This is a genomic window from Pseudoalteromonas sp. ABV4_021 (assembly GCF_056159365.1).
Map to the genome: position 1 here is coordinate 1,957,495 of NZ_JBSWVB010000001.1, position 25,702 is coordinate 1,983,196.

The 25,702-nt window shown below is 42.5% G+C and carries 23 protein-coding genes; 3 read left to right on the forward strand and 20 right to left on the reverse strand.

Going from position 1 to position 25,702, the window contains the following annotated elements:
* Positions 1-13: 13 nt before the first annotated feature.
* From ACXAFE_RS09170 to rpsB, 19 genes are all read right to left on the reverse strand, one after another.
* Positions 14-349, reverse strand: coding sequence for a hypothetical protein (locus tag ACXAFE_RS09170; RefSeq protein WP_475151581.1), 336 nt, complete (start codon positions 347-349; stop codon positions 14-16).
* On the reverse strand, positions 339-1,643 hold the full coding sequence (tilS, locus tag ACXAFE_RS09175) for a tRNA lysidine(34) synthetase TilS (RefSeq protein ID WP_475151583.1): 1,305 nt from the start codon (positions 1,641-1,643) through the stop codon (positions 339-341). Before tilS ends, ACXAFE_RS09170 begins: the two co-directional genes overlap by 11 nt.
* Before the next feature lie 45 nt (positions 1,644-1,688).
* Positions 1,689-2,645, reverse strand: a complete 957-nt coding sequence (gene accA / locus ACXAFE_RS09180) for an acetyl-CoA carboxylase carboxyl transferase subunit alpha (protein WP_054979858.1) — start codon at positions 2,643-2,645, stop codon at positions 1,689-1,691.
* Positions 2,646-2,657: 12 nt separating this feature from the next.
* A complete protein-coding gene (dnaE, locus tag ACXAFE_RS09185) occupies positions 2,658-6,149 on the reverse strand; it encodes a DNA polymerase III subunit alpha (RefSeq protein WP_475151587.1) in 3,492 nt (1,163 codons plus the stop codon).
* A 31-nt stretch (positions 6,150-6,180) separates the two neighbouring features.
* Positions 6,181-6,783: a ribonuclease HII gene (rnhB, locus tag ACXAFE_RS09190; RefSeq protein WP_475151588.1), complete on the reverse strand. Its 603-nt coding sequence runs from the start codon at positions 6,781-6,783 to the stop codon at positions 6,181-6,183.
* The gene (gene lpxB, locus ACXAFE_RS09195) at positions 6,776-7,936 is read right to left on the reverse strand and encodes a lipid-A-disaccharide synthase (RefSeq protein ID WP_475151592.1); all 1,161 of its coding nucleotides are present in this window, start codon (positions 7,934-7,936) and stop codon (positions 6,776-6,778) included. The genes rnhB and lpxB overlap by 8 nt, the downstream gene beginning before the upstream one ends.
* On the reverse strand, positions 7,936-8,706 hold the full coding sequence (gene lpxA, locus ACXAFE_RS09200) for an acyl-ACP--UDP-N-acetylglucosamine O-acyltransferase (RefSeq protein ID WP_237130982.1): 771 nt from the start codon (positions 8,704-8,706) through the stop codon (positions 7,936-7,938). The genes lpxB and lpxA overlap by 1 nt, the downstream gene beginning before the upstream one ends.
* 3 nt (positions 8,707-8,709) lie before the next feature.
* On the reverse strand, positions 8,710-9,162 hold the full coding sequence (fabZ, locus tag ACXAFE_RS09205; RefSeq protein ID WP_010559703.1) for a 3-hydroxyacyl-ACP dehydratase FabZ: 453 nt from the start codon (positions 9,160-9,162) through the stop codon (positions 8,710-8,712).
* A 75-nt stretch (positions 9,163-9,237) separates the two neighbouring features.
* Positions 9,238-10,257: a UDP-3-O-(3-hydroxymyristoyl)glucosamine N-acyltransferase gene (gene lpxD, locus ACXAFE_RS09210; RefSeq protein ID WP_475151596.1), complete on the reverse strand. Its 1,020-nt coding sequence runs from the start codon at positions 10,255-10,257 to the stop codon at positions 9,238-9,240.
* Between the two features lie 8 nt (positions 10,258-10,265).
* Positions 10,266-10,787 (reverse strand): OmpH/Skp family outer membrane protein, encoded by a 522-nt coding sequence (locus ACXAFE_RS09215; RefSeq protein WP_010559701.1) that lies wholly within the window; start codon positions 10,785-10,787, stop codon positions 10,266-10,268.
* 13 nt (positions 10,788-10,800) lie between these two features.
* Entirely contained in the window at positions 10,801-13,272 is a 2,472-nt protein-coding gene (gene bamA / locus ACXAFE_RS09220) for an outer membrane protein assembly factor BamA (protein WP_475151601.1), read from the reverse strand.
* Positions 13,273-13,290: 18 nt separating this feature from the next.
* Positions 13,291-14,637, reverse strand: coding sequence for a sigma E protease regulator RseP (gene rseP, locus ACXAFE_RS09225; protein ID WP_475151608.1), 1,347 nt, complete (start codon positions 14,635-14,637; stop codon positions 13,291-13,293).
* Positions 14,637-15,842 carry a 1-deoxy-D-xylulose-5-phosphate reductoisomerase gene (gene ispC, locus ACXAFE_RS09230; protein ID WP_475151612.1) on the reverse strand — a complete coding sequence of 402 codons (1,206 nt, stop codon included), beginning with the start codon at positions 15,840-15,842 and terminating at the stop codon, positions 14,637-14,639. Before ispC ends, rseP begins: the two co-directional genes overlap by 1 nt.
* On the reverse strand, positions 15,842-16,708 hold the full coding sequence (locus tag ACXAFE_RS09235) for a phosphatidate cytidylyltransferase (protein WP_475151618.1): 867 nt from the start codon (positions 16,706-16,708) through the stop codon (positions 15,842-15,844). The genes ispC and ACXAFE_RS09235 overlap by 1 nt, the downstream gene beginning before the upstream one ends.
* 20 nt (positions 16,709-16,728) lie before the next feature.
* Positions 16,729-17,490 (reverse strand): polyprenyl diphosphate synthase, encoded by a 762-nt coding sequence (gene uppS / locus ACXAFE_RS09240; protein ID WP_475151624.1) that lies wholly within the window; start codon positions 17,488-17,490, stop codon positions 16,729-16,731.
* A gap of 111 nt (positions 17,491-17,601) precedes the next feature.
* On the reverse strand, positions 17,602-18,159 hold the full coding sequence (gene frr / locus ACXAFE_RS09245) for a ribosome recycling factor (protein ID WP_100913747.1): 558 nt from the start codon (positions 18,157-18,159) through the stop codon (positions 17,602-17,604).
* Positions 18,160-18,181: 22 nt separating this feature from the next.
* Entirely contained in the window at positions 18,182-18,919 is a 738-nt protein-coding gene (gene pyrH / locus ACXAFE_RS09250; protein ID WP_010559694.1) for a UMP kinase, read from the reverse strand.
* A gap of 119 nt (positions 18,920-19,038) precedes the next feature.
* Positions 19,039-19,890 carry a translation elongation factor Ts gene (gene tsf, locus ACXAFE_RS09255; RefSeq protein WP_475151639.1) on the reverse strand — a complete coding sequence of 284 codons (852 nt, stop codon included), beginning with the start codon at positions 19,888-19,890 and terminating at the stop codon, positions 19,039-19,041.
* Between the two features lie 111 nt (positions 19,891-20,001).
* Positions 20,002-20,730, reverse strand: a complete 729-nt coding sequence (rpsB, locus tag ACXAFE_RS09260) for a 30S ribosomal protein S2 (protein WP_038642257.1) — start codon at positions 20,728-20,730, stop codon at positions 20,002-20,004.
* Between the two features lie 303 nt (positions 20,731-21,033).
* Here rpsB and map point away from each other — a divergent pair, with 303 nt between their 5' ends.
* Genes map through dapD form a run of 3 tightly spaced genes read left to right on the forward strand, consistent with a single transcriptional unit; the run spans position 21,034 to position 25,289 of the window.
* Positions 21,034-21,825, forward strand: a complete 792-nt coding sequence (map, locus tag ACXAFE_RS09265; protein ID WP_100913748.1) for a type I methionyl aminopeptidase — start codon at positions 21,034-21,036, stop codon at positions 21,823-21,825.
* An 11-nt stretch (positions 21,826-21,836) separates the two neighbouring features.
* A complete protein-coding gene (glnD, locus tag ACXAFE_RS09270; RefSeq protein WP_475151645.1) occupies positions 21,837-24,452 on the forward strand; it encodes a [protein-PII] uridylyltransferase in 2,616 nt (871 codons plus the stop codon).
* A 9-nt stretch (positions 24,453-24,461) separates the two neighbouring features.
* The gene (gene dapD, locus ACXAFE_RS09275; RefSeq protein WP_475151648.1) at positions 24,462-25,289 is read left to right on the forward strand and encodes a 2,3,4,5-tetrahydropyridine-2,6-dicarboxylate N-succinyltransferase; all 828 of its coding nucleotides are present in this window, start codon (positions 24,462-24,464) and stop codon (positions 25,287-25,289) included.
* A gap of 71 nt (positions 25,290-25,360) precedes the next feature.
* Here the strand turns inward: dapD and ACXAFE_RS09280 are convergent, their stop codons facing one another.
* Positions 25,361-25,702 (reverse strand): 4a-hydroxytetrahydrobiopterin dehydratase, encoded by a 342-nt coding sequence (locus tag ACXAFE_RS09280; protein ID WP_010559688.1) that lies wholly within the window; start codon positions 25,700-25,702, stop codon positions 25,361-25,363.

The following is a 25,702-nucleotide window of genomic DNA, read 5'->3' on the forward strand; positions in this document are numbered from 1 at the left end:
AAAAAAGGAAGCACTAGCTTCCTTTTTTTAGACGATAACCGGTAAGCAGCAAACACAAACCAACAAAAAAAGCCCCGAGCACATTGGCTATTTCAAAAAAGCTGGTAATTGGTGTCACGATAATACAAATAAGTGGACACATTACCGCTAATAAAAAGAAACTTCCGCCTTTCCCTAACCAATAGCACAGCAGCAACGCAGCAGTAATCGCACCAAAAATAGCGCCATAGATCACCACAGTGAGATTAAACGAAAAAATAAGGCTAACCGCCAAAACCACTGCAAATACAATTAAGCCGATATAAGCTTGCCCGATAAGTGAAAAACCAACTGCTTGACTAGTTTTCATTTGCTTCCTTTTGTTGCCAACATAGCCCATTTTCGGCGTATGCATGTTTTGATATGCCCAAGCCAATCACTTGAACAAGTTGACTATTATAGTAAATTCCTGCAACCAATGGGCGCTGCCAAGGGGGAATACCAGCCTCTTTTAGCCATGTGCTAACCGACTTAGTGCAGTTTCGGTGTTGTAAGGTAAACTTTTCAGCGCCAATATCAAAACGTAGATTAACGTGTTCATCCATAAATGGCGCACGCACACCTTGAGCTGTTTTTTCTACACTAAACTCTTGGTTACCGATAACCAGTGAACTTAGCCCAATGTTATCTTGATTTTCAGGCGCCGCCTGAGGTAACACGATAAACAAAGCATCTTGGTAGCGTTTAATCGCAAAGCCACTACATTCAATACTCACTTGCGCATCCATTTTTGCCTTAAATGCTTGCTGGTTAACTTGATTGAGCACCTTTTGAGATGGTAAAACTAGGTTATTTTGCTGTAGCCAGTAGCGTATTAAATTATCAATACGCGCACGCGAAAAACCAATTACCTCATTGAGCAGAAAACGCTGTTGAAAAATGCACTTTTTCGCGTCTTCGGCAATGTATTCATCCAGTAATTGTTGTTGAGATTGCAGTAAGCTCACTACACGAGCAACGGTATTGCTAAAACCCTTAAAACGTACATTAAGTTCAGGAAGGATTTTATTACGTAAAAAATTTCGGTCAAAGCGATCGTCGTGATTTGATTCATCATTAATATTTGAAAGTTGCTGAGCCTTTGCGTACTCAACGATTTCTTTTCGCATAATGCCTAGTAATGGGCGAAATACAGGTAAACCATTTTCAATGCGAGAGCGTTGCTTCATCGCACCTAATCCCAACAGCCCTGCTCCGCGTTTTAAACGAATAAAAAACGTTTCGACTTGGTCGTCAAGGTGCTGTCCAAGTAATAATTCTGAATCGCTATGCAAGTGCGCTTTTAGTGCGTTATAACGTGCCGTGCGTGCCACCGCCTCTAAGCTTTCACGATTAGCTTTCTTTACGCTTACTCGGTAAGCCGTATACGGGATTTGCCATTGCTGACATAAATCGGCACAAAACGCCTGCCACATATCGGCATTATCACTTAAGCCATGGTTGATATGCACAGCGTCGATTTCAATGTGCGTGAATTCATCGCGATAACGCTTCGCTAAATGTAATAATACAACCGAGTCAACACCGCCAGAAAGCGCAACAGTAAAGCGCGTTTTTTCAGTGTTGTTAAGCTCATATTTAAAAGTGGAATAAATATCTTTCATAAACAAAAAAAGCCGCAAAATGCGGCTTTTTCCAAAGTCTTTTAATTAGCAGTAACCAAAAGACATTAAACGCTCATAGCGCTGCTCTAACATTTCTTCTAATGATAAAGCTTTCAAATCACCTAAGTCACGTTTAATTTGTGCTTTAAGCGATTTCGCCATTGCATCGTAGTTACGGTGTGCACCGCCTAGTGGCTCTTCAACAATCGAGTTAATTAAGTCTAAGCTCTTAACACGATCGGCACTTACACCCATAGCTTCTGCAGCAAGCGGGGCTTTTTCTGCGCTTTTCCAAAGAATTGACGCACAACCTTCCGGTGAAATTACTGAGTATGTGCTGTACTGAAGCATATTAACACGGTCACCCACGCCAATTGCTAATGCACCACCCGAACCACCTTCACCAATTACCGTACAGATCACTGGCACTTTAAGGCCTGCCATCACTTTAAGGTTTTTAGCGATTGCTTCACTTTGACCACGTTCTTCAGCACCAACACCCGGGTATGCTCCTGGCGTGTCGATAAACGTGATAATTGGCATATTAAAACGCTCTGCCATTTCCATTAAACGTAACGCTTTACGGTAGCCTTCTGGTTTTGGCATACCAAAGTTACGCTTAATTTTCTCTGCTGTATCGCGGCCTTTTTGTTGACCGATAACCATTACTGGTTCGCCATCTAAACGTGCAATACCGCCTACAATAGCCGGATCATTAGCAAATGCGCGATCGCCTGCTAATTCGTCAAACTCGGTAAAAATACGCTCGATATAATCTTTGGTATACGGACGTAACGGGTGACGAGCAAGTTGTGAAACCTGCCATGGACCTAGATCAGAGAAAATTTTATTGGTCAGCTCTACGCTCTTATCTTTAAGGCGTGAAACTTCTTCTTCTAGACTCAGATCCAGTTCACCACCGCGACCTACGTTTTTAAGTTCTTCAATTTTTGCTTCCAACTCTGCAATTGGAAGTTCAAAATCAAGATAATTGAGACTCATGCTCTAAACTACCTAATTAAATTCTAGTTCAATATTCTGTGCTACTAAGCGTGAGAGATTAGCAAGTAACTCGTCACTGGGTGTAACACACCACTGTGTTCCTAATGAAAGCTCAGTTGTTGCATCTGGGCGTTCATATTGAATTCTTATTGGGCAAGTACCAAATTTATACGGGGTGATGGTATGCTCTAATCGAGACAAGAAGTTATCACTCACTTCCTGCATTTTCACCGTCATTTTTATGTTTTTAACCCGCTTTTCACGAACAGATTCAATACTTGCAACTTCGCGAGCGGTCATTGTAATACCACCTGAGAAGTTATCAAAGCTGACCACACCAGATATCACCAAGATATTGTTCATTTGCAGCAGTTCTTGGTAAGTTTCGAACTGTTCAGGAAATAAACGAATATCAATTCGAGCACTTTTATCATCCAGTGTCAGTAGCCCCCAACGCTTTCCTTTTTTATTAATTAAGGTACGCGCATTAATCACTAAACCTGCCGCTGTAGACGTTACATCACGTTCCGTCGGTTGTAAATCGACAAGTCGACCAGACACATAATTTTTAAGTTCTGCACGATATTGATTAATTGGGTGACCGGTCAAATAAAGTCCCAGTGTTTCGCGCTCACCTTCTAACCATTCGTTGTCGGTAAATTTAGGTGCTTGCACAAATGCAGCGGCAACTTCTTCGGGCTCTGTTGCCAATAAACCAAACAAATCGCTTTGGCCTAGTGCTTCTGCTTTATTGTGTTGATCGGCCGATTTAAGCGCATCAGGTAAGCTGGCAATTAAAATAGAACGTGCACTTTGTGTTTGCTCAGGACCCAATTTATCCATCGCCCCTGACATAATCAGCTTTTCAATCACACGCTTATTTAAACGCTTAATATCGACGCGCGCACAGAAATCGAATAAATCTTTAAATAGGCCGCCAGCTTCTCGCGCTTCTAAAATTGCGTCTACCGGGCCTTCACCTACACCTTTAATTGCCCCAATACCGTAAACAATTTCGCCTTGATTATTTACCGTAAACTTATATAAACCAGAGTTTACATCAGGCGGTAATAATGTGAGTTTCATATTCTCACATTCATCAACAAGGGTAACAATCTTATCGGTGTTATCCATATCGGCTGACATAACTGCCGCCATAAACTCTGCTGGATAATGGGTTTTCATCCACAGCGTTTGATAAGATACCAGTGCGTATGCTGCCGAGTGTGATTTGTTAAAGCCGTAACCTGCGAATTTTTCAACCAAGTCGAAGATCTTCATCGCAAGTTCGCCGTCTACGCCATTTTGCTTTGCACCATCCTCAAAGGTTGAACGCTGCTTGGCCATTTCTTCAGGCTTTTTCTTACCCATTGCACGACGCAGTAAGTCAGCGCCACCAAGGCTATACCCTGCTAATACCTGAGCAATCTGCATTACCTGTTCTTGGTAAAGAATAATGCCATAGGTTGGCTCTAAGATAGGCTGCAAGCTTTCGTGCTGATACTGCGCATCGGGGTAAGATACTTCTTCTCGTCCGTGCTTACGGTCGATAAAGTTATCTACCATGCCCGATTGCAACGGACCTGGACGGAAAAGTGCAACCAATGCAATCATATCTTCAAAGCAGTCGGGCTTTAAGCGACGGATAAGGTCTTTCATGCCGCGCGATTCAAGCTGGAATACTGCGGTTGTTTCTGCACGCAGCAGTAACTCGAAACTTTTCGGATCATCTAGCGGAATAGCGGCAATATCGATATGTTCTTTTTGCTCGCGCGTTAAGCGCTCATTGGCCATATCGAGAGCCCACTGCAATATGGTTAAAGTACGTAACCCTAAAAAGTCGAACTTAACCAGACCCGCTGTTTCTACATCATTTTTATCAAATTGGGTAACCGGGAATTTACCTTCATCATCACAGTAAAGTGCGGCGAAGTCGGTAATGGTTGTCGGTGAAATAACAACACCCCCGGCGTGCTTACCGGCATTACGTGTACAGCCTTCTAAAATGCGGCACATATCGATAAGTTCTTTTACTTCATCGTCTGTGTCGTAGGCCTCTGGTAAACGCGGTTCAACATCAAAGGCTTTTGCCAATGTCATGCCCGGATCGCCCGGTACTAATTTTGAAATACGGTCAACAAAACCATAAGGGTGACCTAGCACACGGCCTACATCGCGTATTACCGCTTTTGCCGCCATCGTACCAAAGGTAATGATCTGCGACACTGCATCACGGCCATAGAGTTTGGCAACGTGGTCGATTACTTCATCGCGTCGGTCCATACAGAAATCGACGTCGAAATCGGGCATGGATACACGTTCTGGATTCAAGAAACGTTCGAAAAGTAAGTCAAATTGCAGTGGATCAAGATCGGTGATCTTTAGCGCATAAGCAACTAATGAACCTGCACCTGAGCCTCGCCCTGGACCCACCGGAATAATGTTATCTTTACTCCACTGAATGAATTCCATTACGATTAAGAAGTAACCTGGGAAACCCATTTGGTTAATTACATCAAGTTCAATTCTTAAGCGGTCATCATATTCGACGCGTTTGACTTTGCGATCTTCTTCATCGGGGAATAAGAACTGCAAACGTTCTTCCAGACCATCTTCCGATACTTTTACTAAGAAGTCTTCAATCGAGAGTGAGCCCGTTGGGTAATCTGGTAAGAAGTAAGTGCCAAGTTGAATCGTAACGTTACAACGTTTGGCAATTTCTACCGAGTTTTCCAGTGCTTCTGGAATATCCGCGAACAGCTCACACATTTGTTCTTCGGTTTTTAAATACTGCTGCTCGGAAAAACGTTTTGGACGGCGTTTATCATCTAAAGTGTAACCATCATGAATTGCCACACGAATTTCATGGGCTTCAAAGTCTTCTTTATTGAGAAACACGACTTCGTTGGTGGCAACAACTGGCAAACCTGAATATTGGGCATAAGCAACTGCACTATGCAAATAATCTTCTTCTTGCTCGCGTTCAGTGCGCGTTAGCTCAATATAGTAATGACCTTTAAAGTGTTCTAAATAAAAGTTACCAATGGATTTAGTTAAATCATTATTGCCTTTTAATAAGGCTTTACCCAAGTCACCATCTTTGGCACCTGAGAGTAAAATAAGGCCTTCTTTATGCTCAATAAGCCACTCTCTATCAACCATAGGACGTTGCATAAGGTGGCCGCGTTGATAGCCTTTGGAAATAAGCAGTGTAAGGTTTTTATAGCCTGCATTATTTTTAGCAAGTACGACCAAGCGACAAGGCTCATCGGGAAATTCAGGACTGTGTAACCACAGATCAGCGCCAACAATTGGTTTAATGCCAGCACCATGCGCAGCACCGTAAAAGCGCACTAAACCGCACAAGTTCATTTGATCAGTAATGGCAAATGCAGGCATATTCAGCTCTGCAATTTTACCGACGATAGGCTTAGTTTTTGCTAAGCCGTCCACCATTGAATAATCACTGTGAACACGTAAGTGTATAAATTTAGGGTCTTGCATTATCTGCCTAACTTGATTGACCAAGCACTAATTAGCAATTGTTGGTCTGTTCTATTATTGTTTTTACGGGCTTAAAGCTTTGTCTATGATGCGGCGTAACACCGTGAAGTGCAAGTGCTTCTAAATGTGCCTTGGTTGGGTAACCTTTATGGCCAGCAAAGCCATAATTTGGGTACTCAGTATCGAGTGCTTTCATTTCGTTATCACGGGTCACTTTGGCAAGAATTGATGCTGCGCTAATTTCGGCAACTAAGCTATCACCTTTAACAACGGCTTGTGCAGGTACATTGATATCGGGTAAACGATTGCCATCAATAAATACAAACTCGGCAGGAATATTAAGCCCTTCTACCGCGCGCTTCATGGCAAGCATGGTAGCATGCAAAATATTAAGCTCGTCAACTTCTGCAACGCTGGCGCGGGCAATATGAAAGCACAGCGCCTTTTCAATAATTTCTTCGTAAAGTGCCAAGCGCTTTTTTTCGGTTAGCTTTTTTGAATCGGCAAGACCCGCGATTGGCTTTGATGGGTCTAAAATAACCGCAGCCGTGACCACATCGCCCACGAGCGGACCACGCCCTACTTCATCGACACCTGCAATAAGTTGCGTATTTGGACGAATAATCTCAGTCATGTTTGTTCTCTATTACATTACTTACAGCCAGCGCCGCTTGTTTACTAGCGTCGAGCCTTAATGACTTATGCATTTCATAAAACGTTTGTTTTAATGCTGTTTGATCTTCTTCTAGCAATGGTTTTAGGGTTGCTGCCAAGTTTTCAGGGGTTAAATCATTTTGTAATAACTCAGGCACTAGTTGCTTGCCCGCCAATAAATTAGGCAGTGAAAAGTGCTCAATGTTAAATTTAAATAAGCGTGTCACTAAGTGATATGTCAGGGCTTTTAGTTTGTAGCCAACCACCATTGGGCGCTTAAGCAACATGCATTCAAGTGCTGCCGTACCCGACGCCAATAGCACCGCATCAGCGGCGGTCATCACTTCACGCGATTTGCCATCAACAAGGGTAAATATGTCTGCCGCATTGAGCTTGGTTGCGACAGCCAAAAACTCTTCTTTGCGTTTTTCATTAACTAAAGGCACCAACACTTTTAACTTTGGTATCTCTGCTTTAAGTAACAACACCGCTTGAATATAGGGTTCGCTTAACAACGTGACTTCAGAGCCTCGGCTGCCCGGCAGAACAGCTAACACTTTATCTGTAGCTGATAAATCAAACAGTGCTCTACTAGCAGTTTGTTCATCTTCGAGCGGCAACTCATCCGCCAAAGTATGGCCGACAAACGCACATGGAATATTGTGTTTATCGTAAAACGCTTTTTCAAATGGTAATAATGCAAGCACTAAATTAGTGGCTTCTGCCACTTTAAAAACACGTTTTTCACGCCAGGCCCATACCGATGGACTAACATAATGCACGGTTTTAATACCAGCAGCCTTTAACGGCTTTTCAACGCGTAAGTTAAAGTCGGGAGCATCAATGCCAATGAAAATATCCGGCGGATTATCGATAAAACGCTGTACAATTTGCTTTTTAATGCTGAGTAGACGAAATAACTTAGGCAGTACTTCAAAAACGCCCATTACGGCGAGTTCTTCCATTTGAAAATGGGTTTTAAACCCTTCAGCCAGCATACGCAGACCGCCAATGCCCTCAAATGTGGCATTTGGGTAATGTTGTTTTAGTGCTTTAATTAAACCTGCACCTAAAATATCGCCGGAGTGTTCCCCGGCGATAAGTGCAATTCGAAGTGGCTCATTCGAGATCATTAACGAATTAACCCTCGATTTGAGCTTTTGGCAAAATCAATCATGTTTTGCACTGCTTTAAACTGCTCGGCTTCTTTTTCCATTTCAACAAGTGCCGCATCCAGTTTATTACCTTTGCGGTATAACTGCTTGTATGCGCGACGTAATGCCATAATTTCGTCTGACTCAAAGCCGCGACGTTTTAGACCTTCAGTGTTGATTGCCACAGGACGTGCTGGTGTGCCGATAGTTGTTACAAACGGCGGTACATCTTGGTTAACACCAGAGTACATGCCAATAAACGCATGTGAACCGATATGACAAAACTGATGAATACCTGAATTGCCGGCCAAAATTACCCAATCACCGATATGTACGTGACCAGCAGCACTTGCGTTATTAGCGAAAATACAGTTATTGCCTATCACGCAGTCATGGGCAACGTGTGTATACGCCATAAATAAGTTATTTGAGCCAATCTTGGTGATGCCTTCATCCTGAATGGTACCTCGGTGGATTGTGGCACATTCGCGGATCACGTTGTTGTCACCAATGATCAGCTTGGTTGGTTCATCCTTGTACTTTTTGTCTTGGCACGCTTCACCCACTGAAGCGAACTGGAAAATATGGTTACCAGAACCAATTGTTGACGGCCCTTTAATTACGACGTGTGATTCGATGATACAATCATCACCAATCACCACGTCGTTGCCGATGTAGCTGTAAGGACCAACTTTTACGTTGTTGCCAAGTTGAGCGCCAGGCTCAATAATTGCAGTAGGATGGATCACGTATTATAACTCTCTTCTTGCACACATTAACTCAGCTGAACACACTACTTTGCCGTCAACTCTCGCTTCACCATAGAACTTCCACATGTTGCGGCGTTCCTTTAAGAATTCAACGTGTAAATGCATTGTGTCACCCGGTAACACAGGTTGTTTAAAGCGCGCGTTATCAATGGCTGCAAATAAATATAGCTCATTGTCACCACGGTTTTCAGTTGTTTTAAAACCTAATAAACCTGTTGCTTGTGCTAATGCTTCTAAAATCATTACGCCAGGGAAAATTGGCTGTTCAGGGAAGTGGCCTGTGAAAATTGGCTCATTTGCTGTGACATTTTTAATCGCGTGAAGCGTTTTGCCCGGCTCAAAGTCAACGACTTTATCAACCAATAACATTGGGTAACGATGCGGTAATAGCTTTAGGATTTCTTGAATATCAAAGCTGTTTAGTTGTTCTGCCAAAATGTGTTTCCTTAACCTAACTAATCTCTTCGCGCGAGTATTTATACTGCGCGATAATTTAGTACGTGACGAAGACTACTCGTCACGCTCCGGCAGGGATTTTTCCACTGCCTTTAATCGCTTATTAATTGCTGAAAGCTGTCGTAACTGTGCCATATTACGACGCCAGTCTTTATTCTCACTGTGCGGTACACCCGAAGAATAAACACCCGGTTTATCAATGCCACTGATTACCATTGACATACCCGTTAAAACAACGCCATCGGCAATTTCAATATGTCCTGCGATACCTGACAAGCCACCAATTTGGCAGTACTTGCCAATAGTTGTGCTGCCTGCAATAACGCTACATCCAGCAATCGCGGTGCCTTCTTTAACCACGACATTATGCGCGATTTGTACTTGGTTATCGATAATCACGTTGCGCTCGATGATAGTATCATCAATGGCGCCACGGTCGATGGTTGTACTTGCGCCAATTTCAACATTATCGCCAATAACAACGGTACCAAGCTGCGGGATTTTCACCCACTGACCTTTCTCATTGGCGTAGCCAAATCCATCGGCACCGATTACGGTATTAGCATGAACTAAACACGAATTACCAATCTCAACTTGATGATAAATCGTTACATTAGCCCAAATTTTCGTATTGGTCCCTATTTTAGCACCCTTACCAATAAAGCTACCAGCACCAATTGAACTGCCAGCAGCGATTTCAACACCTTCTTCAATCACCACATTAGCGCCAATCGATACCGATTTATCAAGCTTTGCCGTTGGGTCAATGATTGCCGAGGGGTGAACATTAGTCGCAGGTTCTGGCGTGGTATCCATCGCTTGCGCTAACAGCGCGTAGGCTAAGTACGGATTCGCAACAATAATTTTATTACCAGTAAAATAATCTGCATCTTGCGGTGACAAAATCACCGCTCCTGCTTGAGTACTGGCAAGTTTGCTGCGGTATCTTTTGTTAGCGAGAAAACCAATCTCGTTGCCGGTCGCATTTTCTAGGGTTGCTATACGAGAAATGCTGAGCGAGTCGTCACCGACCAGCTCAGCATTTAAAATCTCAGCGATTTGCTGTAATTTCATAAGCTTTATTATTTAGCCTTTGCTACACGCTCTGCTACTTTAGAGGTGATGTTATCCACTGATTTTTCGTTGAAGTAAAGAAGTGAACCCGCAGGTTTTACTTCGTCATACTTACCTGCTTTACCTTCTGCAGCGATAGCATCAAAAATCACAGTCTCTAGCTTTTTAGTTTCCTGTGCTTGACGCATTTGCATTTCTTGCTGAAGTGGCTGACCTTGCTCTTGCAATGCTTTTTGTAGCTCTTGAATTTTCTTTTGGCTTGCTTCTTTTTGCGCTTTGCTCATTGTTGCGTTTTCACGCTGGTATTTTTCAACTTCAAAACGAATATCGCCTTGTAGCTTTTCAAGTGCTTGTCTGCGCTCGCGGAACTCTTCTTCTAACGTCGCTTTAATCGCAGACGCCTGCGGAGAACCACTAAATACTTGTTGTACATTTACAACAGCAACTTTGTGAGCGAATGAACTTGCAGAAGCACCCATTAGAAAAGTAGCTAACAAAGTCATGGCGGTTGTTTTAATCATTTTATTCACGAATTTATTCCTTTTAGAATGTGTTACTAATGTTGAAGCTGATGCCTTTAGTCTTATCATCATCTTCTTTTTTCAGTGGGTAGGCAAAACTAATTACCATAGGGCCCATAGGCGAAATCCACTGGATAGATAAACCTGCTGACGAACGGAAACGACTTGGGTCTGAATAATCTTCAAGTATCGCTCGCTCATCCGGCGTTAAGTTAGAATAGCGATCTACATCGAACTCTGTATCCCAAACATTCGCCGCATCAATAAATAAGCTGGTACGCACCGAACTGCTGTTTTCGTCATCAAGAAATGGCGTAGGTACAATCATTTCAAGGCCAGCAACGGCTTTTACGTTACCACCGATACGACCCGCTGTTCGAATTGTATCAAATTGAGGATCACTACCAATTGGCCCTTGCGTACCATCAGGATTTGGTGTGCCCGGTAACCAATTAGGAGATACTACAATAGCTTGTGGTAAGATTGTATTACGCTCAAAGCCACGTAAATCCATTTCAGAAATACGGAAGAATTCCTGTACTGGTAAAATCTGATCGTAACCATTGGTAGTACCGTAACCATTACCGTAACCAAATCCAGCTTTCGCTGAAAATGCCCACTTGTGGTTAGTGCTTAACGGCCAGTAGAAACGCGAATCGTAGTTAACCTTAAAGTAGTTAAGGTCCGAATTAGGCGTCGTTGCTTTAAACGTTAAACTTTGTTTAGAACCTGCCGTTGGGAACATACCACGGTTAAGCGTTACACGTGACCATCCCGCACTTAATTCAAGCTTTAAGAACTCAAAGCCTGCATCTGGGTTTTCTGGATCTAAGAACGTCTCTCGCATAATACGTGTTTGTTCATATTCTGATAGTTCAGATAAGAATTCTTTAGAAACAGTCGCACCAAAGTTAAGTCGGTTGTTGGCGTTTACCGGAATACCGATATTTGAACCAATACCATAACGTTTGCTCTTATAGTTGATTAGGCTGTATTTACTTGCATCAAAGTTTGAGAAGAAAATTGAGTTACCTAAACTGATACCGTCTTTGGTGAAATACGGGTCGGTATGTGACAAGCTTACGTTTTGAGAACCTTTAGCCGTACTTACGTTAAAGGCAACTTGGTCACCCGTACCTAAGAAGTTCGACTCGCTTACACCAATATTAAATTGCAGCTTGTTGTATGAGCCGTATGCAAGACCAGCATTAAAACTACCCGCTGATTGCTCTTTTACAGTGAAATCTACATCAACTTGGTCATCTTTACCCGGTACCGGTGATACATCAAACTCAACGTTTTCCATATACATTAAGCGCTGCACTTGTAATTTAGAGCGCTCAAGCGTGTTATTTGATAGCCACGCACCTTCTAACTGGGTAATTTCACGACGAATTACTTCATCCGACGTAATTTCATTACCACCGATGTTAATACGACGCACATAAATACGCTTACCTGGATCAACTGATAGCGTTAATTTTACTTCTTTATTTTCTTCGTCAATATCAGGAATGGTACGTACTTCAGCATTGGCATAACCAAAACGTGCAAGGTAGTTTTTGATAAACTCTTCCGATGCCGTAACCACTGAGCCGTTGTATAGTTTGCCCGTTTTAAGTGGAATAACCGCACGAATTAACTCTTCACGGCCGAGCAAGTCACCCATAAAGTCGAATTCTTTAACAGTAAACTGCTCACCTTCGGTAACGTTTACTGTAACGTATACTGATTCTTTATCAGGGCTTACTGAAACTTGCGTTGAATCAATATTGAACTTCAAATAACCGCGGTCTAAGTAGTAGCTACGTACTTTTTCTAAATCACCTTGTACCGTTTGCTTTTGGTATCTGTCATTTGACATAAACATGTACCAAGGTAAATCTTGACGCGATTCAGCCAATGCGAGAAGTTCTTCGTCAGAAAATAACTCGTTACCAACGATGTTAATTTGACGAATTGACGCAGCATCACCTTCTTTAAATTCAAGCTTTAGCTTTACACGGTTACGTGGCAAGCGTGACACTGATACTTCAATCTCAGCGTTGTATTTACCAATACCGTGGAAAAACTCAACAAGGCCTTTTTCAAGGCCGTCTACAACAACCATATCAAGCGGTTCGCCTTTACGGATCCCCTGTTGCTCTAGACTGTCGTTAAGTTGCTCATCTTTAATATCTTTGTTGCCTTCAAACTCGATAATGCTGATGGTTGGTCTTTCGGTTACTTGAAAGATAACCGCATCACCATCACGTACCACTTTGATGTTGTCAAAGTGGCCTGAGCCGTAAAGCGCTTTGATTGTTTTTGAAATTGTGTAACTGTCGAGGTTATCACCAATGTTAATTGGAATATGCGTTAATGCTGCACCTAGTGCAACACGCTGCAATCCTTCAACTCTTAAATCTTCTACAATAAAGGAGTCTTGTTGGCCGAGAGCAGTAAAACTCGCTCCCAATAAACTTATTACAGCCAATTGTTTTCTTATAGCCATGTTATTATTTGATTTCCTTTATAACCGCGTAAAATCGTTAAACAGCGCAAGGCAAGTTAACAATATAAGGATTAGCGCACCAATCCTAAAACCTAATTCTTGTGTCTTTTCAGAGACTGGCTTTTTTCGGATAAGTTCAATGATGTAATACATTAAATGACCGCCATCTAAAATTGGTAGCGGCAACAAATTGAAAAAACCAATACTTACACTAACAAATACTAAGAACTCCAATAACGGCATAATGCCGCTACTGGTGCTGGCTCCAGCGCCAATTGCCACTCCCACTGGACCACTTAGATTCGCAACAGAGACTTGTCCTGTTATCAAATTAACTACTGTTGCAAAACTGACATTGATTAGTTGAATTGTTTTATCAACACCCAAAACAATGGCATCAAATACGCCGTATTGTTGTGTTGCAATCATCCACGATGGCCAATTTTCAACAAAGGGTATCACACCTAAGTAGCCTTGATTAAGCCCTTGCTCACTTTTTTTGCTACCAGGAGTAACCTCAATATTTAGCTTGTCATTGCCGCGGCTTATAGTAAGCAATAATGGCGTATTTGGCGAGCGCTGAATTCGAGTGACAAATGCATGCCATGATGGCATTGCTTCACCATTTACTAAATGAATTTCATCATCGACCCGAAGCCCACCAAATTCAGCTGGGCTGCCTTTTTGCACATGACCAAGACGCATGGTCTCTGCAGGTCTGAACGGTTTAATACCGATATCAACAATGGGGTTGCCGTCGTCTTTTAACTGCCAATTAGATAAATCGAGATACGTTTGTTGATAACCTAAATCATCGTCTTTTACACTAACGCGTACTTGCTGTTCGCCAATATTTTCCATCAAAACCAATAAGGTTTCACGCCAGCCATATACGTCTTTGTCGTTTATCGCGGTAATCTGTTGTCCTGCTTGCAACCTTGCTTGCTCTGCTAAGCTGCCAGGCACCACCTCGCCAATGACAGGTAGAAGTGAGCGCACACCAACCATAAACATAATGGCAGATACAATAATGGCGAAAATAAAATTCGCCATTGGTCCTGCCGCAACCACCGCAATGCGTTGGTAAACTGATTTATTATTAAACGCTAAATGACGTTCATCGCTCGCAACCTCTTCAACACGTTCATCGAGCATTTTCACGTAACCGCCTAATGGGATCGCCGCGACAACGTATTCGGTGCCGAGTTTGTCGTACCATTTAAACAAAGGTTTGCCAAAACCAATTGAAAAACGCAGCACTTTAACTCCACAGCGCCTTGCCACCCAAAAGTGACCATATTCATGAACAACAACAATAATGCCAATGACTAGTATAAAAGACAGTAAGTTCCACAAAAATTCCATTAACAACTCCCTGCAATCATATTCGTTGCATGATGACGCGCTTCGCTATCAAGTTGCAAAATAATATCTAGGTCATTAATTTTTAGCTGTTTATGACTCTTTGCGATTTTATCGAGTACCTGAGCATTGATTTTATAGATGTCCAAAAAGCTGATTTTCTTTGCCAGAAATGCGGCCACAGACACTTCATTCGCAGCATTGATTGTGGTTGTTGCGTACTGCCCTTCTGAACAAGCATCTATTGCAAGCTTTAAATTTGGGTAACGCTCAAAGTCTGGCGCGTTAAAACTAAAATCAAGCATAGTAGTAAAATCTAGCGGTTCAACGCCCGCTTCAATGCGCTTTGGAAACGCTAAAGCATGTGCGATTGGGGTGCGCATATCGGGGTTGCCCATTTGTGCCAATACCGAACCATCGGTGTATTGCACCATTGAGTGAATAATACTTTGCGGGTGAATGATTACTTGAATATCACTAGGCTCAGCATTAAATAGCCACTTTGCTTCAATAAACTCTAAGCCCTTATTCATCATGGTGGCTGAATCAACCGATATTTTCTGACCCATATCCCAATTTGGATGGGCTACGGCTTCATCAACTGAAATATTGGCAAAGGTGCTTAAGTCACGCGTTCTAAATGGTCCGCCTGAGCCCGTTAACAAAATTTTGCTAACACCATGTTGCTGTAAATTTGCGCTGTAACAATGCTCTTGCACACTTGCTGGCATCGCCTGAAAAATAGCATTGTGTTCACTATCAATCGGCAATAACGTCGCGCCTGATTGCTTAACTGCATCAATAAAAAGCTCGCCTGACATTACAAGTGATTCTTTATTTGCGAGCAACACGCGCTTACCGGCTTTAATCGCTGCAAGAGTAGGCAATAGCCCCGCAGCGCCAACAATCGCAGCCATTACCGCATCAACGTTATTGTCACTGGCCACATCCGCTGCCGCTTGTTGGCCACACAGCACCTTGGTTGAAATTCCTATGCGCGTAATTTCAGCCTCAAGTAGTTTTGCCGCATCAGGGCATTGCATTACAGCGTATTGTGGTAAAAACTGCGTGCATTGCTTTGCCATTAAGCGCCAATTTCGACCAGCAACCAGCGCAAACACTTGGTTAGCATCTGCGTTTCTTGCGATGACGTCTAAGGTGCTAGTGCCAATCGAACCTGTAGAGCCAAGAACGGTAATACGTTGCATTACGCCACCAAGGTCCACGCATAAAATGCAGCGAAAAGCGGTGCTGCAGCGGTTAAACTATCAATTCTATCGAGAATACCGCCGTGGCCAGGCAAACATGAGCCGCTGTCTTTCAAGCCAACTTCACGCTTAAACATACTCTCTAATAAGTCGCCGACAGCTGAGAATAAGGCAACAACAGCGGCCATTGCAGCGTAAATAAACCATTTATCGCTAGGTACCTTAGTAAAATAGCAAAATACTAAAACAAAAATCGCAGAACAAATTAGACCGCCCACTAGCCCCTCAATAGTTTTATTTGGGCTAACTAATGGCATTAACTTATGTTTACCAAGGTTTTTACCTGAGAAGTAAGCGCCAATATCAGCACTCCACACAATACCCAGTACAACCATAATTAGAATTGAGCCTTGTGTCGTGTTTGTTGCATATTCGCTGCTGCGCAGCACATTAAGCGCTAACCACATAGGCAGAAGCGTTAACAAACCTGCAATTGCGCGCATCATTAAACCGCCATGCCATGCTTTTGCGGTTCTAGGATAAGTCCATACCAGTGCGCAGGCAACAAGCCACCATGCAACAGCAAGCGTAAATACGTAATTAGCCGAGCCTACAAGTTGGCCATTTTGCCATAAGCTTTCAATCGGCCAGTAAATGTTCGCAATAAATAGAATAACAGCCATGCCAGCAACATAGCTGATGCGAGAAGCGAATCTTTTCAGCCCCATAAATGCCGACCACTCCCACGCTGAGAGCAATACAATCAATCCGGCAATTAAGCTAAACAATTCAAGTGGTGTAAAAAAAACTAGTGCAAGTGCAGCTGGCGCTAGCACTAAAGAAGTCAGTATGCGTTTTATTAACAAATCAAATTACCCTGTAAAAATCACGATTGAGCGAGTAGTTCTTTTATTTGTTCGCCAGTACAACCAAAGCGACGCTCTCGTGAAACATAACACGCAATTGCCTCTGCAAATGCCTGTTCATTAAAATCTGGCCAAAGTGTATCAGTAAAATAAAGTTCAGCGTAAGCAGCCTGCCATAATAAAAAGTTGCTTATGCGTAAGTCGCCTCCTGTGCGAATTAACAAATCTAGTGGCGCTTGTTCTTGCATACTAATGTACTGTGACAGTTTAGTTTCATCAATATCATCAGCGGCTATTTCACCATTCTCAACCTGTTTTGCCAGTTGTTTCGCAGCGTTTGCTATGTCCCATTGTCCACCATAGTTAGCTGCAATATTAAGTGTTAAGCCGGTGTTATCCATGGTCATTTGCTCTGCTTTTGCTACGCTTTTTTGTAGCTTCTCAGAGAAACGGCTAATATCACCAATTACTTTCAACTTGACGTTATTTTTATCGAGTTTTTTTACTTCGTTGGTCAACACAAACATGAACAGCTCCATTAAGGTGCTGACTTCTTGTTCCGGACGTCGCCAGTTTTCACTGCTAAATGCAAAAAGCGTTAATGATTCGATATTTAGTTGGCGACAAAACTTTACCGCATTACGCACCGATTCGACGCCCTTTTTATGACCAAACACACGAGGCTTACCCTTAGCTTGTGCCCAACGCCCATTGCCATCCATAATAATAGCAACATGACGCGGTAAGCTTTGTTGGGTAATAGCATCCTTAGTGATTGTCATTAAGTGTCGTTTCCTAAAGTAAAAAGCGCCGTCTAGTATACCCTAGACAGCGCTTTAAAACTAATAATTTAGTTGTTCAATGATTGAGCGCCAAAGCGCTCAAAAATTGATTTAGATTTCCATTAATTCCGCTTCTTTAGCAGCTAAAATAGCATCCATTTCTTTGATGTATTTATCTGTTAGCTTCTGAACTTCGTCATCACTTTGACGCGCTTCATCTTCTGAAATTTCTTTATCTTTAAGTAATGCTTTAACGTCTGAGTTAGCATCACGGCGAATGTTACGAATTGCAACACGACCGCCTTCAACTTCACCACGTACGATCTTAATAAGATCTTTACGACGCTCTTCTGTAAGCGGCGGTAATGGTACGCGAATAACCGTACCTGCAGACATAGGGTTTAAACCTAAATCTGACGCCATAATTGCTTTTTCAACTGCTTGCGTAAGTGTTTTGTCAAACACAGTGATAGCAAGTGTACGGTTGTCTTCAATTGTTACGTTACCCACTTGGTTAAGTGGTGTATCAGCACCGTAGTAAGATACTTGAATACCATCTAAAAGGCTTGGGTGTGCGCGGCCTGTGCGAATTTTTGATAATTGTGAGCCAAGCGCGTCAACACTTTTTTGCATACGTTCTGCAGCATGCTGTTGGATTTCTTTAATCACGTTAATCTTCCTAACTAATAGCTTATTCTGCTGATTTATGTGTAATCAGCGTACCTTCATCTTCACCAAGGATAACACGTTTTAACGCGCCTGGTTTATTCATGTTAAATACACTGATTGGCATATTGTGGTCACGAGCTAGGGTAAATGCCGCTAGGTCCATCACCTTTAATTCTTTTTCGATTACTTCGTTGTAAGTCAATGTTGGGTAAAGCGTTGCTTCAGGGTTTTTCACCGGGTCATCGCTGTATACGCCGTCAACTTTAGTTGCTTTTAATACTGTGTCAGCTTCAATTTCAATACCGCGTAAACACGCAGCAGAATCGGTAGTGAAGAATGGGTTACCGGTACCCGCAGAGAAAATAACAACACGACCGGTTTTTAGTAAGCTAATTGCTTCAGCCCAGTTATACGCGTCACATACACCATTAAGTGGAATCGCAGACATTAAACGTGCATTTACATAGGCACGGTGCAGTGCATCACGCATCGCAAGGCCATTCATCACTGTTGCAAGCATACCCATGTGGTCACCAACAACACGGTTCATACCGTTTTCAGCAAGTGTGCCGCCACGCAGGAAATTACCACCACCGATTACCACACCTACCTCAACGCCTAACTCTACAAGTTCTTTAATTTCTTGTGCCATACGGTCAAGAATTGATGGGTCGATACCAAAGCCTTCTTGGCCCATTAAAGCTTCACCGCTTAATTTAAGTAAAACTCGTCTAAAAACTGGCTTACGATTTGTGTTCATAGTAATCCTGGCTGAAAAAGTTGCAAAAAATAACCGCGCTAATGATAGCGCGGTTATTCTAAATAATTTTATCTCTTAGCGCAAAAGCAAAAGCCATTTTGCTAAGTGAAAAAAGTCGATTACTCGCCTTTAGCTGCTGCGATTTGTGCAGCTACTTCAGCAGCGAAGTCTTCTTCTTTCTTCTCGATACCTTCACCTACTTCTAGGCGAGTGAAACCAGAGATAGTCGCGCCTTTCTCTTTAAGGAATTCGCCAACTGTTTTCTTAGGTTCCATGATGAATGCTTGACCAGTAAGAGAGATCTCACCAGTGAACTTCTTCATACGACCAACAACCATCTTCTCAGCGATTTCTGCTGGCTTACCTTCGTTCATTGCGATTTCAACTTGAACCGCTTTTTCTTTCTCTACAACCTCAGCAGGTACATCTTCTGGGTTAAGGAACTCAGGCTTAGAAGCAGCAACATGCATAGCAACGTGCTTAAGTGTTTCTTCGTCAGCTTCACCAGTAACAACAACACCGATACGGTCGCCGTGACGGTATGCAGACGCTTTGTCACCATCGATGTACTCAACGCGACGAACGTTGATGTTTTCACCGATTTTAGCAACTAGAGCAACACGTGTTTCTTCGAATTGTGCTTTAAGTGTTTCGATGTCAGTTTTTGCTTCAGCAGCAGCATCAAGAACAGTGTTAGCAAAACCTAGGAAGTTTTCGTCTTTAGCAACGAAGTCAGTTTGACAGTTAACTTCTAGAAGTGCAGTGAAACCAGCAGCTTGCTTGATAAGGATTGTACCTTCTGCAGCGATGTTACCCGCTTTTTTAGCAGCTTTAGCAGCACCGCTCTTACGCATGTTCTCGATCGCTAGATCGATGTCACCGTTAGTTTCAGTTAGTGCTTTTTTACAATCCATCATGCCAGCGCCAGTGCGCTCGCGTAATTCTTTAACTAGGGCAGCAGTTACAGCCATTAGTATGTCCTCAAATCCAAAATCTATTTAAAATAAGCGGGAGCAAGCTCCCCCTAATCATCAGAATATCAAGCTTTCTATGATACTTTCATGAAAGCTTGATAAGCGCTATTACTCAGCTTCTACGAAATCGTCTTTTTCAGCTTGAACAGCGATGTTGCTTTCACGGCCTTCAACAGCCACGTCAGCTACAGCGTTAGTGTAAAGCTGAATAGCACGGATAGCATCGTCGTTACCAGGGATGATGAAATCAACACCATCTGGGTTTGAGTTAGTATCAACAACAGATACTACTGGGATGCCTAGGTTGTTTGCTTCTTTAATAGCAATGTGCTCGTGATCAGCGTCGATAACGAAGATAGCGTCTGGAAGACCGCCCATGTTCTTGATACCGCCAAGGCTCTTTTCAAGCTTTTCCATTTCACGAGTAAGCATTAACGCTTCTTTCTTAGTTAGTTTTTCGAAAGTACCGTCTTGGCTTTGAGTTTCAAGGTCTTTAAGACGCTTGATTGACTGACGAACTGTTTTCCAGTTTGTTAGCATACCACCTAACCAACGGTGGTTTACGTAGAACTGGTCAGAACGTAGTGCAGCTTCTTTAACTGCTTCGCTTGCAGCGCGCTTAGTACCAACGAAAAGGATTTTACCTTTGTTTGATGCTACGCCTTTAAGGAAAGACATTGCTTCGTTGAATAAAGGTACAGTTTTCTCTAGGTTGATGATATGTACTTTGTTACGTGCACCGAAGATGAACGGCTTCATCTTAGGGTTCCAGTAACGTGCTTGGTGACCGAAGTGTACGCCAGCTTGTAGCATATCGCGCATAGAAACGTTTGCCATTTTAATATTCCTCTGTAATTTTGGGTTAGGCCTCCACATATCCCATAGCACCAACAGTTTGCATTTTGCTCACTGCACCCAAGTGTATGTGCCGATATGTGTGTGTGTTAAAATTAAAGTTTAAGTGCCTTCACTACAATCAACTCAAAAATCCCGAGGAAATTTAAATTTTAATTGTAAAAAGACGGCGCGCTTTATACCATATTAACAAACAGAACTCAAATTTTATGAGTAATTTTCAGTCAAACAACTTATCTAAAAAGTGTCGTGTTTGACCACAATTTAAAGAATTTTGGAGCCTAAATGAGTGCAGTGATTAAAACCCCAGCTGAAATCGAAAAAATGCGAGTTGCAGGACGCTTAGCAGCTGAAGTGTTAGAAATGATTGAGCCTCACGTTAAGGTTGGCGTGACCACAGAAGAGTTAAATCAGATTTGCCACGATTACATTGTAAACGAGCAAGATGCGATCCCTGCTCCTTTGAATTATCACGGTTTTCCAAAGTCAATTTGTACCTCGGTAAACCACGTAATTTGTCACGGTATTCCAAACGATAAAGCGCTAAAAGATGGTGATATTATCAATATTGATATTACGGTAATTAAAGATGGTTACCACGGTGATACTTCTAAAATGTTTTACGTTGGTCAACCGTCAATTCAAGCAAAGCGTTTATGTGAAATTACCCAAAAAAGCTTATACCTTGCTATCGAAATGGTAAAACCAGGTGTTCGTTTAGGTGACATCGGCGCCGCAATTCAAAAATATGCTGAAGGCTTTAATTACTCAATTGTACGTGAATACTGTGGTCATGGTATTGGCGCTGAATTCCACGAAGAGCCACAAGTAATGCACTACGGAAAACCGGGCACAGGTGAAGTACTGCAAGAAGGCATGTGCTTCACTATTGAACCTATGGTAAACGTTGGTAAACGCCAATGTAAGCTGCTAAAAGATGAGTGGACTGTGGTAACAAAAGACCGCTCGCTGTCGGCACAATGGGAACACACGCTCCTTGTGACTAAAAACGGAGTTGAAATTCTTACGCTACGATCAGATGATGAGCTTCCAAGAGTGATCGAACACAGCGAATAAGAAGGCCATCAATGGCAATAACAAAAAAATTTACCCAGTTGCTCGCTAAATGCGAGCAACTTGATGACTACAAGCACCTTCTAGAACAGTTCTACCTTTGGCTCGAAGAGCAATTTTCACATCAGCCTGTTGAGCGCTTAGTAAAAGCCCGCGCAGCACTCATCGATGCGATTTTAAGCCAGCTTTATGATCACTATCAATTACGCGAACATGGCGATTTAATTGCCATTGGCGGTTATGGCCGCGGTGAACTGCACCCTTTCTCAGATATCGATTTTTTATTGCTGGTCAACAAAGAACCAGACAAAGCAACGCAAGAAACTATCGCTCAGTTTGTTACTTTCTTGTGGGATCTGCGCCTCGATATCGGCCATAGCGTTCGTACTATCAAACAAACCATAGAACAGAAAAAAAGCGATGTTAATTTTGCCACTAGCTTGCTTGAATCGCGCTTGATCTGTGGTGATCCTGATAATTTTGCTCATTTACAAAAAAAGTTAGTTGAAACGTCAGCCTGGAAGTCGGATACCTTTTTTATCGCAAAACGCGATGAACAAGAAATAAGACATAAAAAATGTCATGGAACGGCATATAACCTCGAGCCCAATTTAAAAGAAAATCCAGGCGGATTACGCGACGTACAAACCATTATTTGGGTAGCAAAAAAGCATTTCCGCTCACAAACGCTCGAAGAACTAGTAGAACACGGTTACTTAACGTTTGAAGAGCATCAAGAGTTACTTGAATGCATTGTTAACCTGTGGAACATTCGCTTTGCATTACATCTTGCCGCTGGGCGCATGGAAAACCGATTACTCTTTGATCATCAACCGGTAGCGGCAAAACTGCTAGGGTTTGGCGACGATGGGCGTGCCGCCGTAGAGCGCATGATGAAGCGTCTATTTCGCATTATGGGGCGTGTACGTGAACTTAACCAAATGCTGTTATCCTACTTCGAACAAAGCATTTTAACAGGCCATGTAAACTATAAAGTAACCAGTATTGACGCTGATTTTGAACAAATTGGTCATCAAATTCGGGTGAAAGATCCGCAAGTATTTTTTCACCGTGAAAAAATTATTGAGCTGTTTTGGTACATTGCAGATAACCCACAAATTACCCATATTTACCCAAGTACGATTCGCTTGCTGCGTCAGGTAAGACGTCGTTTATTAGGCGACCTACAAGATTATTCGCTGTGTCGCACTATGCTGCTCAAGCTTATTTCGCACCCCAATGGCATGGGCCGTGCGTTTACGTTAATGCATAAACACGGCATTTTATCGGCGTATTTACCGAATTGGCGTAATATCGTCGGGCAAATGCAGTTCGATTTATTCCATGCCTATACAGTAGATGAACACACCCATCGTTTGATTCAAAATTTGTATCATTATTTCCAGCCAGAGTGCGCCAATACGTTTCCGCTGTGTCGTGAAATTGTAGTACGCATGGAAAAACCAGAGCTATTGTATTTAGCGGGTATTTTCCACGATATTGCCAAAGGCCGTGGTGGCGATCACTCAGAGCTAGGTGCGGTGGATGCCAGAGAGTTTGCCAAATTACACGGGTTAACAACCTTTGAAGGCAAGTTTATTGCGTGGCTTGTGGAAAACCATTTACTTATGTCGGTGACTGCACAGCGCAAAGACATTAACGACCCTGACGTGATTGCTGAATTTGCGGCGCGTGTTAAAAATGAAAAGCAACTCGATTACCTTTATTGCTTAACGCTTGCTGATATTCGCGCCACCAACGACAACTTGTGGAATGATTGGAAAAGTACACTTCTGCGCGACCTTTATACCCACACACAACGTGCGCTGCGTCGTGGTCTTGAAAACCCAATGGATTTACGTGACCAAATTCGCGATAAAAAAGCGCAAGCAAAACAACGTTTACTTAATTTAGGTTTTGCAGAAGGCCAAATTGATGCATTGTGGCTTCGTTTTAAACCCGATTATTTCACGCGATTTTCAACACAAATGATTGCATGGCAATGCGAGCATATCTTGGCGTCAAAAGATCCTAGTAAAGGATTGGTACTGCTTTCTGGTCAGCCTATTAATGGCGGTAGCCAAGTATTTGTTTACTGTCCAGATCAAGCCAATTTAGTTGCGCGTTTAGTAGCGGTGTTGGGCGCTAAAAAAGCCAATATACTACACGCGCAAATAATGAACACCAAAGACGGCTATGCAATTGATAATTTCGTTATTTTAGAACAAAACGGTGAGCCGGTAACGAGTCAAAGTCGCGCCAGTTCAATCAAAAAGTCAATTCAACAAGTTATTGACGAACCAAATAAGAAAGTTCGAGTCAAAAAGAACCGTAAAAAGCGCTTTAAAGGCTTTAATATTAAGCCCCGAGTTATAGTGTCACAACATGGGCGTAAAGACCGCACCCTTGTAGAAATTCAAGTGGTTGACATTCCAGGCTTATTAACCAAAATAACCGATGTATTTTCAAGTTTAGCGTTACATATCCACGCCGCACGCATCACAACCATAGGCGAACGTGCTGAAGATTTCTTTGTGGTATCTAACGCTGACTATAACGCATTAAATGAACAAGAATGTGGCGATTTAAAAAACCGCCTTCTTGAAAGATTCAATTCCGAAAACGATTAAAGGCACACTATGGAACAATTGAAATTAACCATCGAGCAAGCATGGGAAAATCGCGATAATATTTCTCCGGCATCAGTTTCTGATGAGGTTTTCAACGCTATTAACGAATCCCTTGCTTTGTTAGATTCAGGTAAAGCACGTGTGGCTGAAAAAATCTCAGGTGAATGGGTTGTACACCAATGGCTGAAAAAAGCGGTACTACTGTCATTTCGAATTCGTGACAACGCGCCAATGAATGACGGTGTTAACCAGTTTTACGACAAAGTACCGCTTAAGTTTACTGACTACACGCCAGAGCAGTTTAAGCAAGAAGGCATGCGCGTAGTACCAAACGCGGTGGCTCGTCAGGGCAGCTTCGTAGGCAAAAATGTTGTGTTAATGCCTTCTTATGTAAACATTGGCGCTTACGTTGATGAAGGTACTATGGTAGATACTTGGGCAACCGTAGGTTCATGTGCACAAATAGGTAAAAACGTACACTTATCGGGTGGTGTAGGCATTGGTGGTGTACTAGAGCCACTGCAAGCTAACCCAACCATTATCGAAGATAACTGCTTTATTGGCGCTCGTTCTGAAATTGTAGAAGGCGTAGTGGTTGAAGAAGGCGCGGTAATTTCAATGGGCGTATATATTAGTCAAAGCACGCGTATTTATGACCGTGAAACAGGCGAAATCCACTATGGCCGCGTACCAGCTGGCGCCGTAGTTGTACCAGGCTCACTGCCATCAAAAGACGGCTCACACAGCTTATATGCTGCAATTATCGTGAAAAAAGTTGACCAGCAAACACGTGAAAAAGTAGGCATCAACGCCCTACTTCGCTCAGTAAGCGAATAATGCGTTAAACGCATAAACTAAAAACACAAAAAAGAGCGCTAATTAGCGCTCTTTTTATTGTTTAGAAGCAATTAGTCTTCTAGCAGTGCATCTGTTTTAGCGGCACAAATAAAGTCATTTTTATGAAGACCTTTAATTGAGTGGCTCCACCAAGTTACGGTTACTTTGCCCCACTCAGTTAAAATACCAGGGTGGTGACCTTCATCTTCTGCCATTGCACCTAACTTGTTGGTGAATTCTAATGCTAGTTTAAAGTTCTTGAACTTAAATACACGCTCTAATTGCATAATGCCGTCAACCACAATTGGTGTCCAATCTGGTATTTGCTTAACTAATACGGCTAGCTCTTCATCTGAAACTTTTGGTGCGTCAGCACGACACGCTTCACATTTTTGAGCACTTAATTCAGACAT

Excerpts from the sequence above, each read along its gene's own strand:
- ACXAFE_RS09280 (WP_010559688.1), bottom strand. The coding sequence starts at position 25,702 with ATGTCTGAATTAAGTGCTCAAAAATGTGAAGCGTGTCGTGCTGACGCA.
- uppS (WP_475151624.1), bottom strand. The coding sequence starts at position 17,490 with ATGACAATCACTAAGGATGCTATTACCCAACAAAGCTTACCGCGTCAT.
- lpxB (WP_475151592.1), bottom strand. The coding sequence starts at position 7,936 with ATGATCTCGAATGAGCCACTTCGAATTGCACTTATCGCCGGGGAACAC.
- glnD (WP_475151645.1), top strand. The coding sequence starts at position 21,837 with ATGGCAATAACAAAAAAATTTACCCAGTTGCTCGCTAAATGCGAGCAA.
- tilS (WP_475151583.1), bottom strand. The coding sequence starts at position 1,643 with ATGAAAGATATTTATTCCACTTTTAAATATGAGCTTAACAACACTGAA.
- map (WP_100913748.1), top strand. The coding sequence starts at position 21,034 with ATGAGTGCAGTGATTAAAACCCCAGCTGAAATCGAAAAAATGCGAGTT.
- lpxD (WP_475151596.1), bottom strand. The coding sequence starts at position 10,257 with ATGAAATTACAGCAAATCGCTGAGATTTTAAATGCTGAGCTGGTCGGT.
- rseP (WP_475151608.1), bottom strand. The coding sequence starts at position 14,637 with ATGGAATTTTTGTGGAACTTACTGTCTTTTATACTAGTCATTGGCATT.
- dapD (WP_475151648.1), top strand. The coding sequence starts at position 24,462 with ATGGAACAATTGAAATTAACCATCGAGCAAGCATGGGAAAATCGCGAT.
- ACXAFE_RS09170 (WP_475151581.1), bottom strand. The coding sequence starts at position 349 with ATGAAAACTAGTCAAGCAGTTGGTTTTTCACTTATCGGGCAAGCTTAT.
- ispC (WP_475151612.1), bottom strand. The coding sequence starts at position 15,842 with ATGCAACGTATTACCGTTCTTGGCTCTACAGGTTCGATTGGCACTAGC.
- bamA (WP_475151601.1), bottom strand. The coding sequence starts at position 13,272 with ATGGCTATAAGAAAACAATTGGCTGTAATAAGTTTATTGGGAGCGAGT.
- dnaE (WP_475151587.1), bottom strand. The coding sequence starts at position 6,149 with ATGCAAGACCCTAAATTTATACACTTACGTGTTCACAGTGATTATTCA.
- rpsB (WP_038642257.1), bottom strand. The coding sequence starts at position 20,730 with ATGGCAAACGTTTCTATGCGCGATATGCTACAAGCTGGCGTACACTTC.
- rnhB (WP_475151588.1), bottom strand. The coding sequence starts at position 6,783 with ATGACTGAGATTATTCGTCCAAATACGCAACTTATTGCAGGTGTCGAT.
- pyrH (WP_010559694.1), bottom strand. The coding sequence starts at position 18,919 with ATGAACACAAATCGTAAGCCAGTTTTTAGACGAGTTTTACTTAAATTA.
- tsf (WP_475151639.1), bottom strand. The coding sequence starts at position 19,890 with ATGGCTGTAACTGCTGCCCTAGTTAAAGAATTACGCGAGCGCACTGGC.
- accA (WP_054979858.1), bottom strand. The coding sequence starts at position 2,645 with ATGAGTCTCAATTATCTTGATTTTGAACTTCCAATTGCAGAGTTGGAA.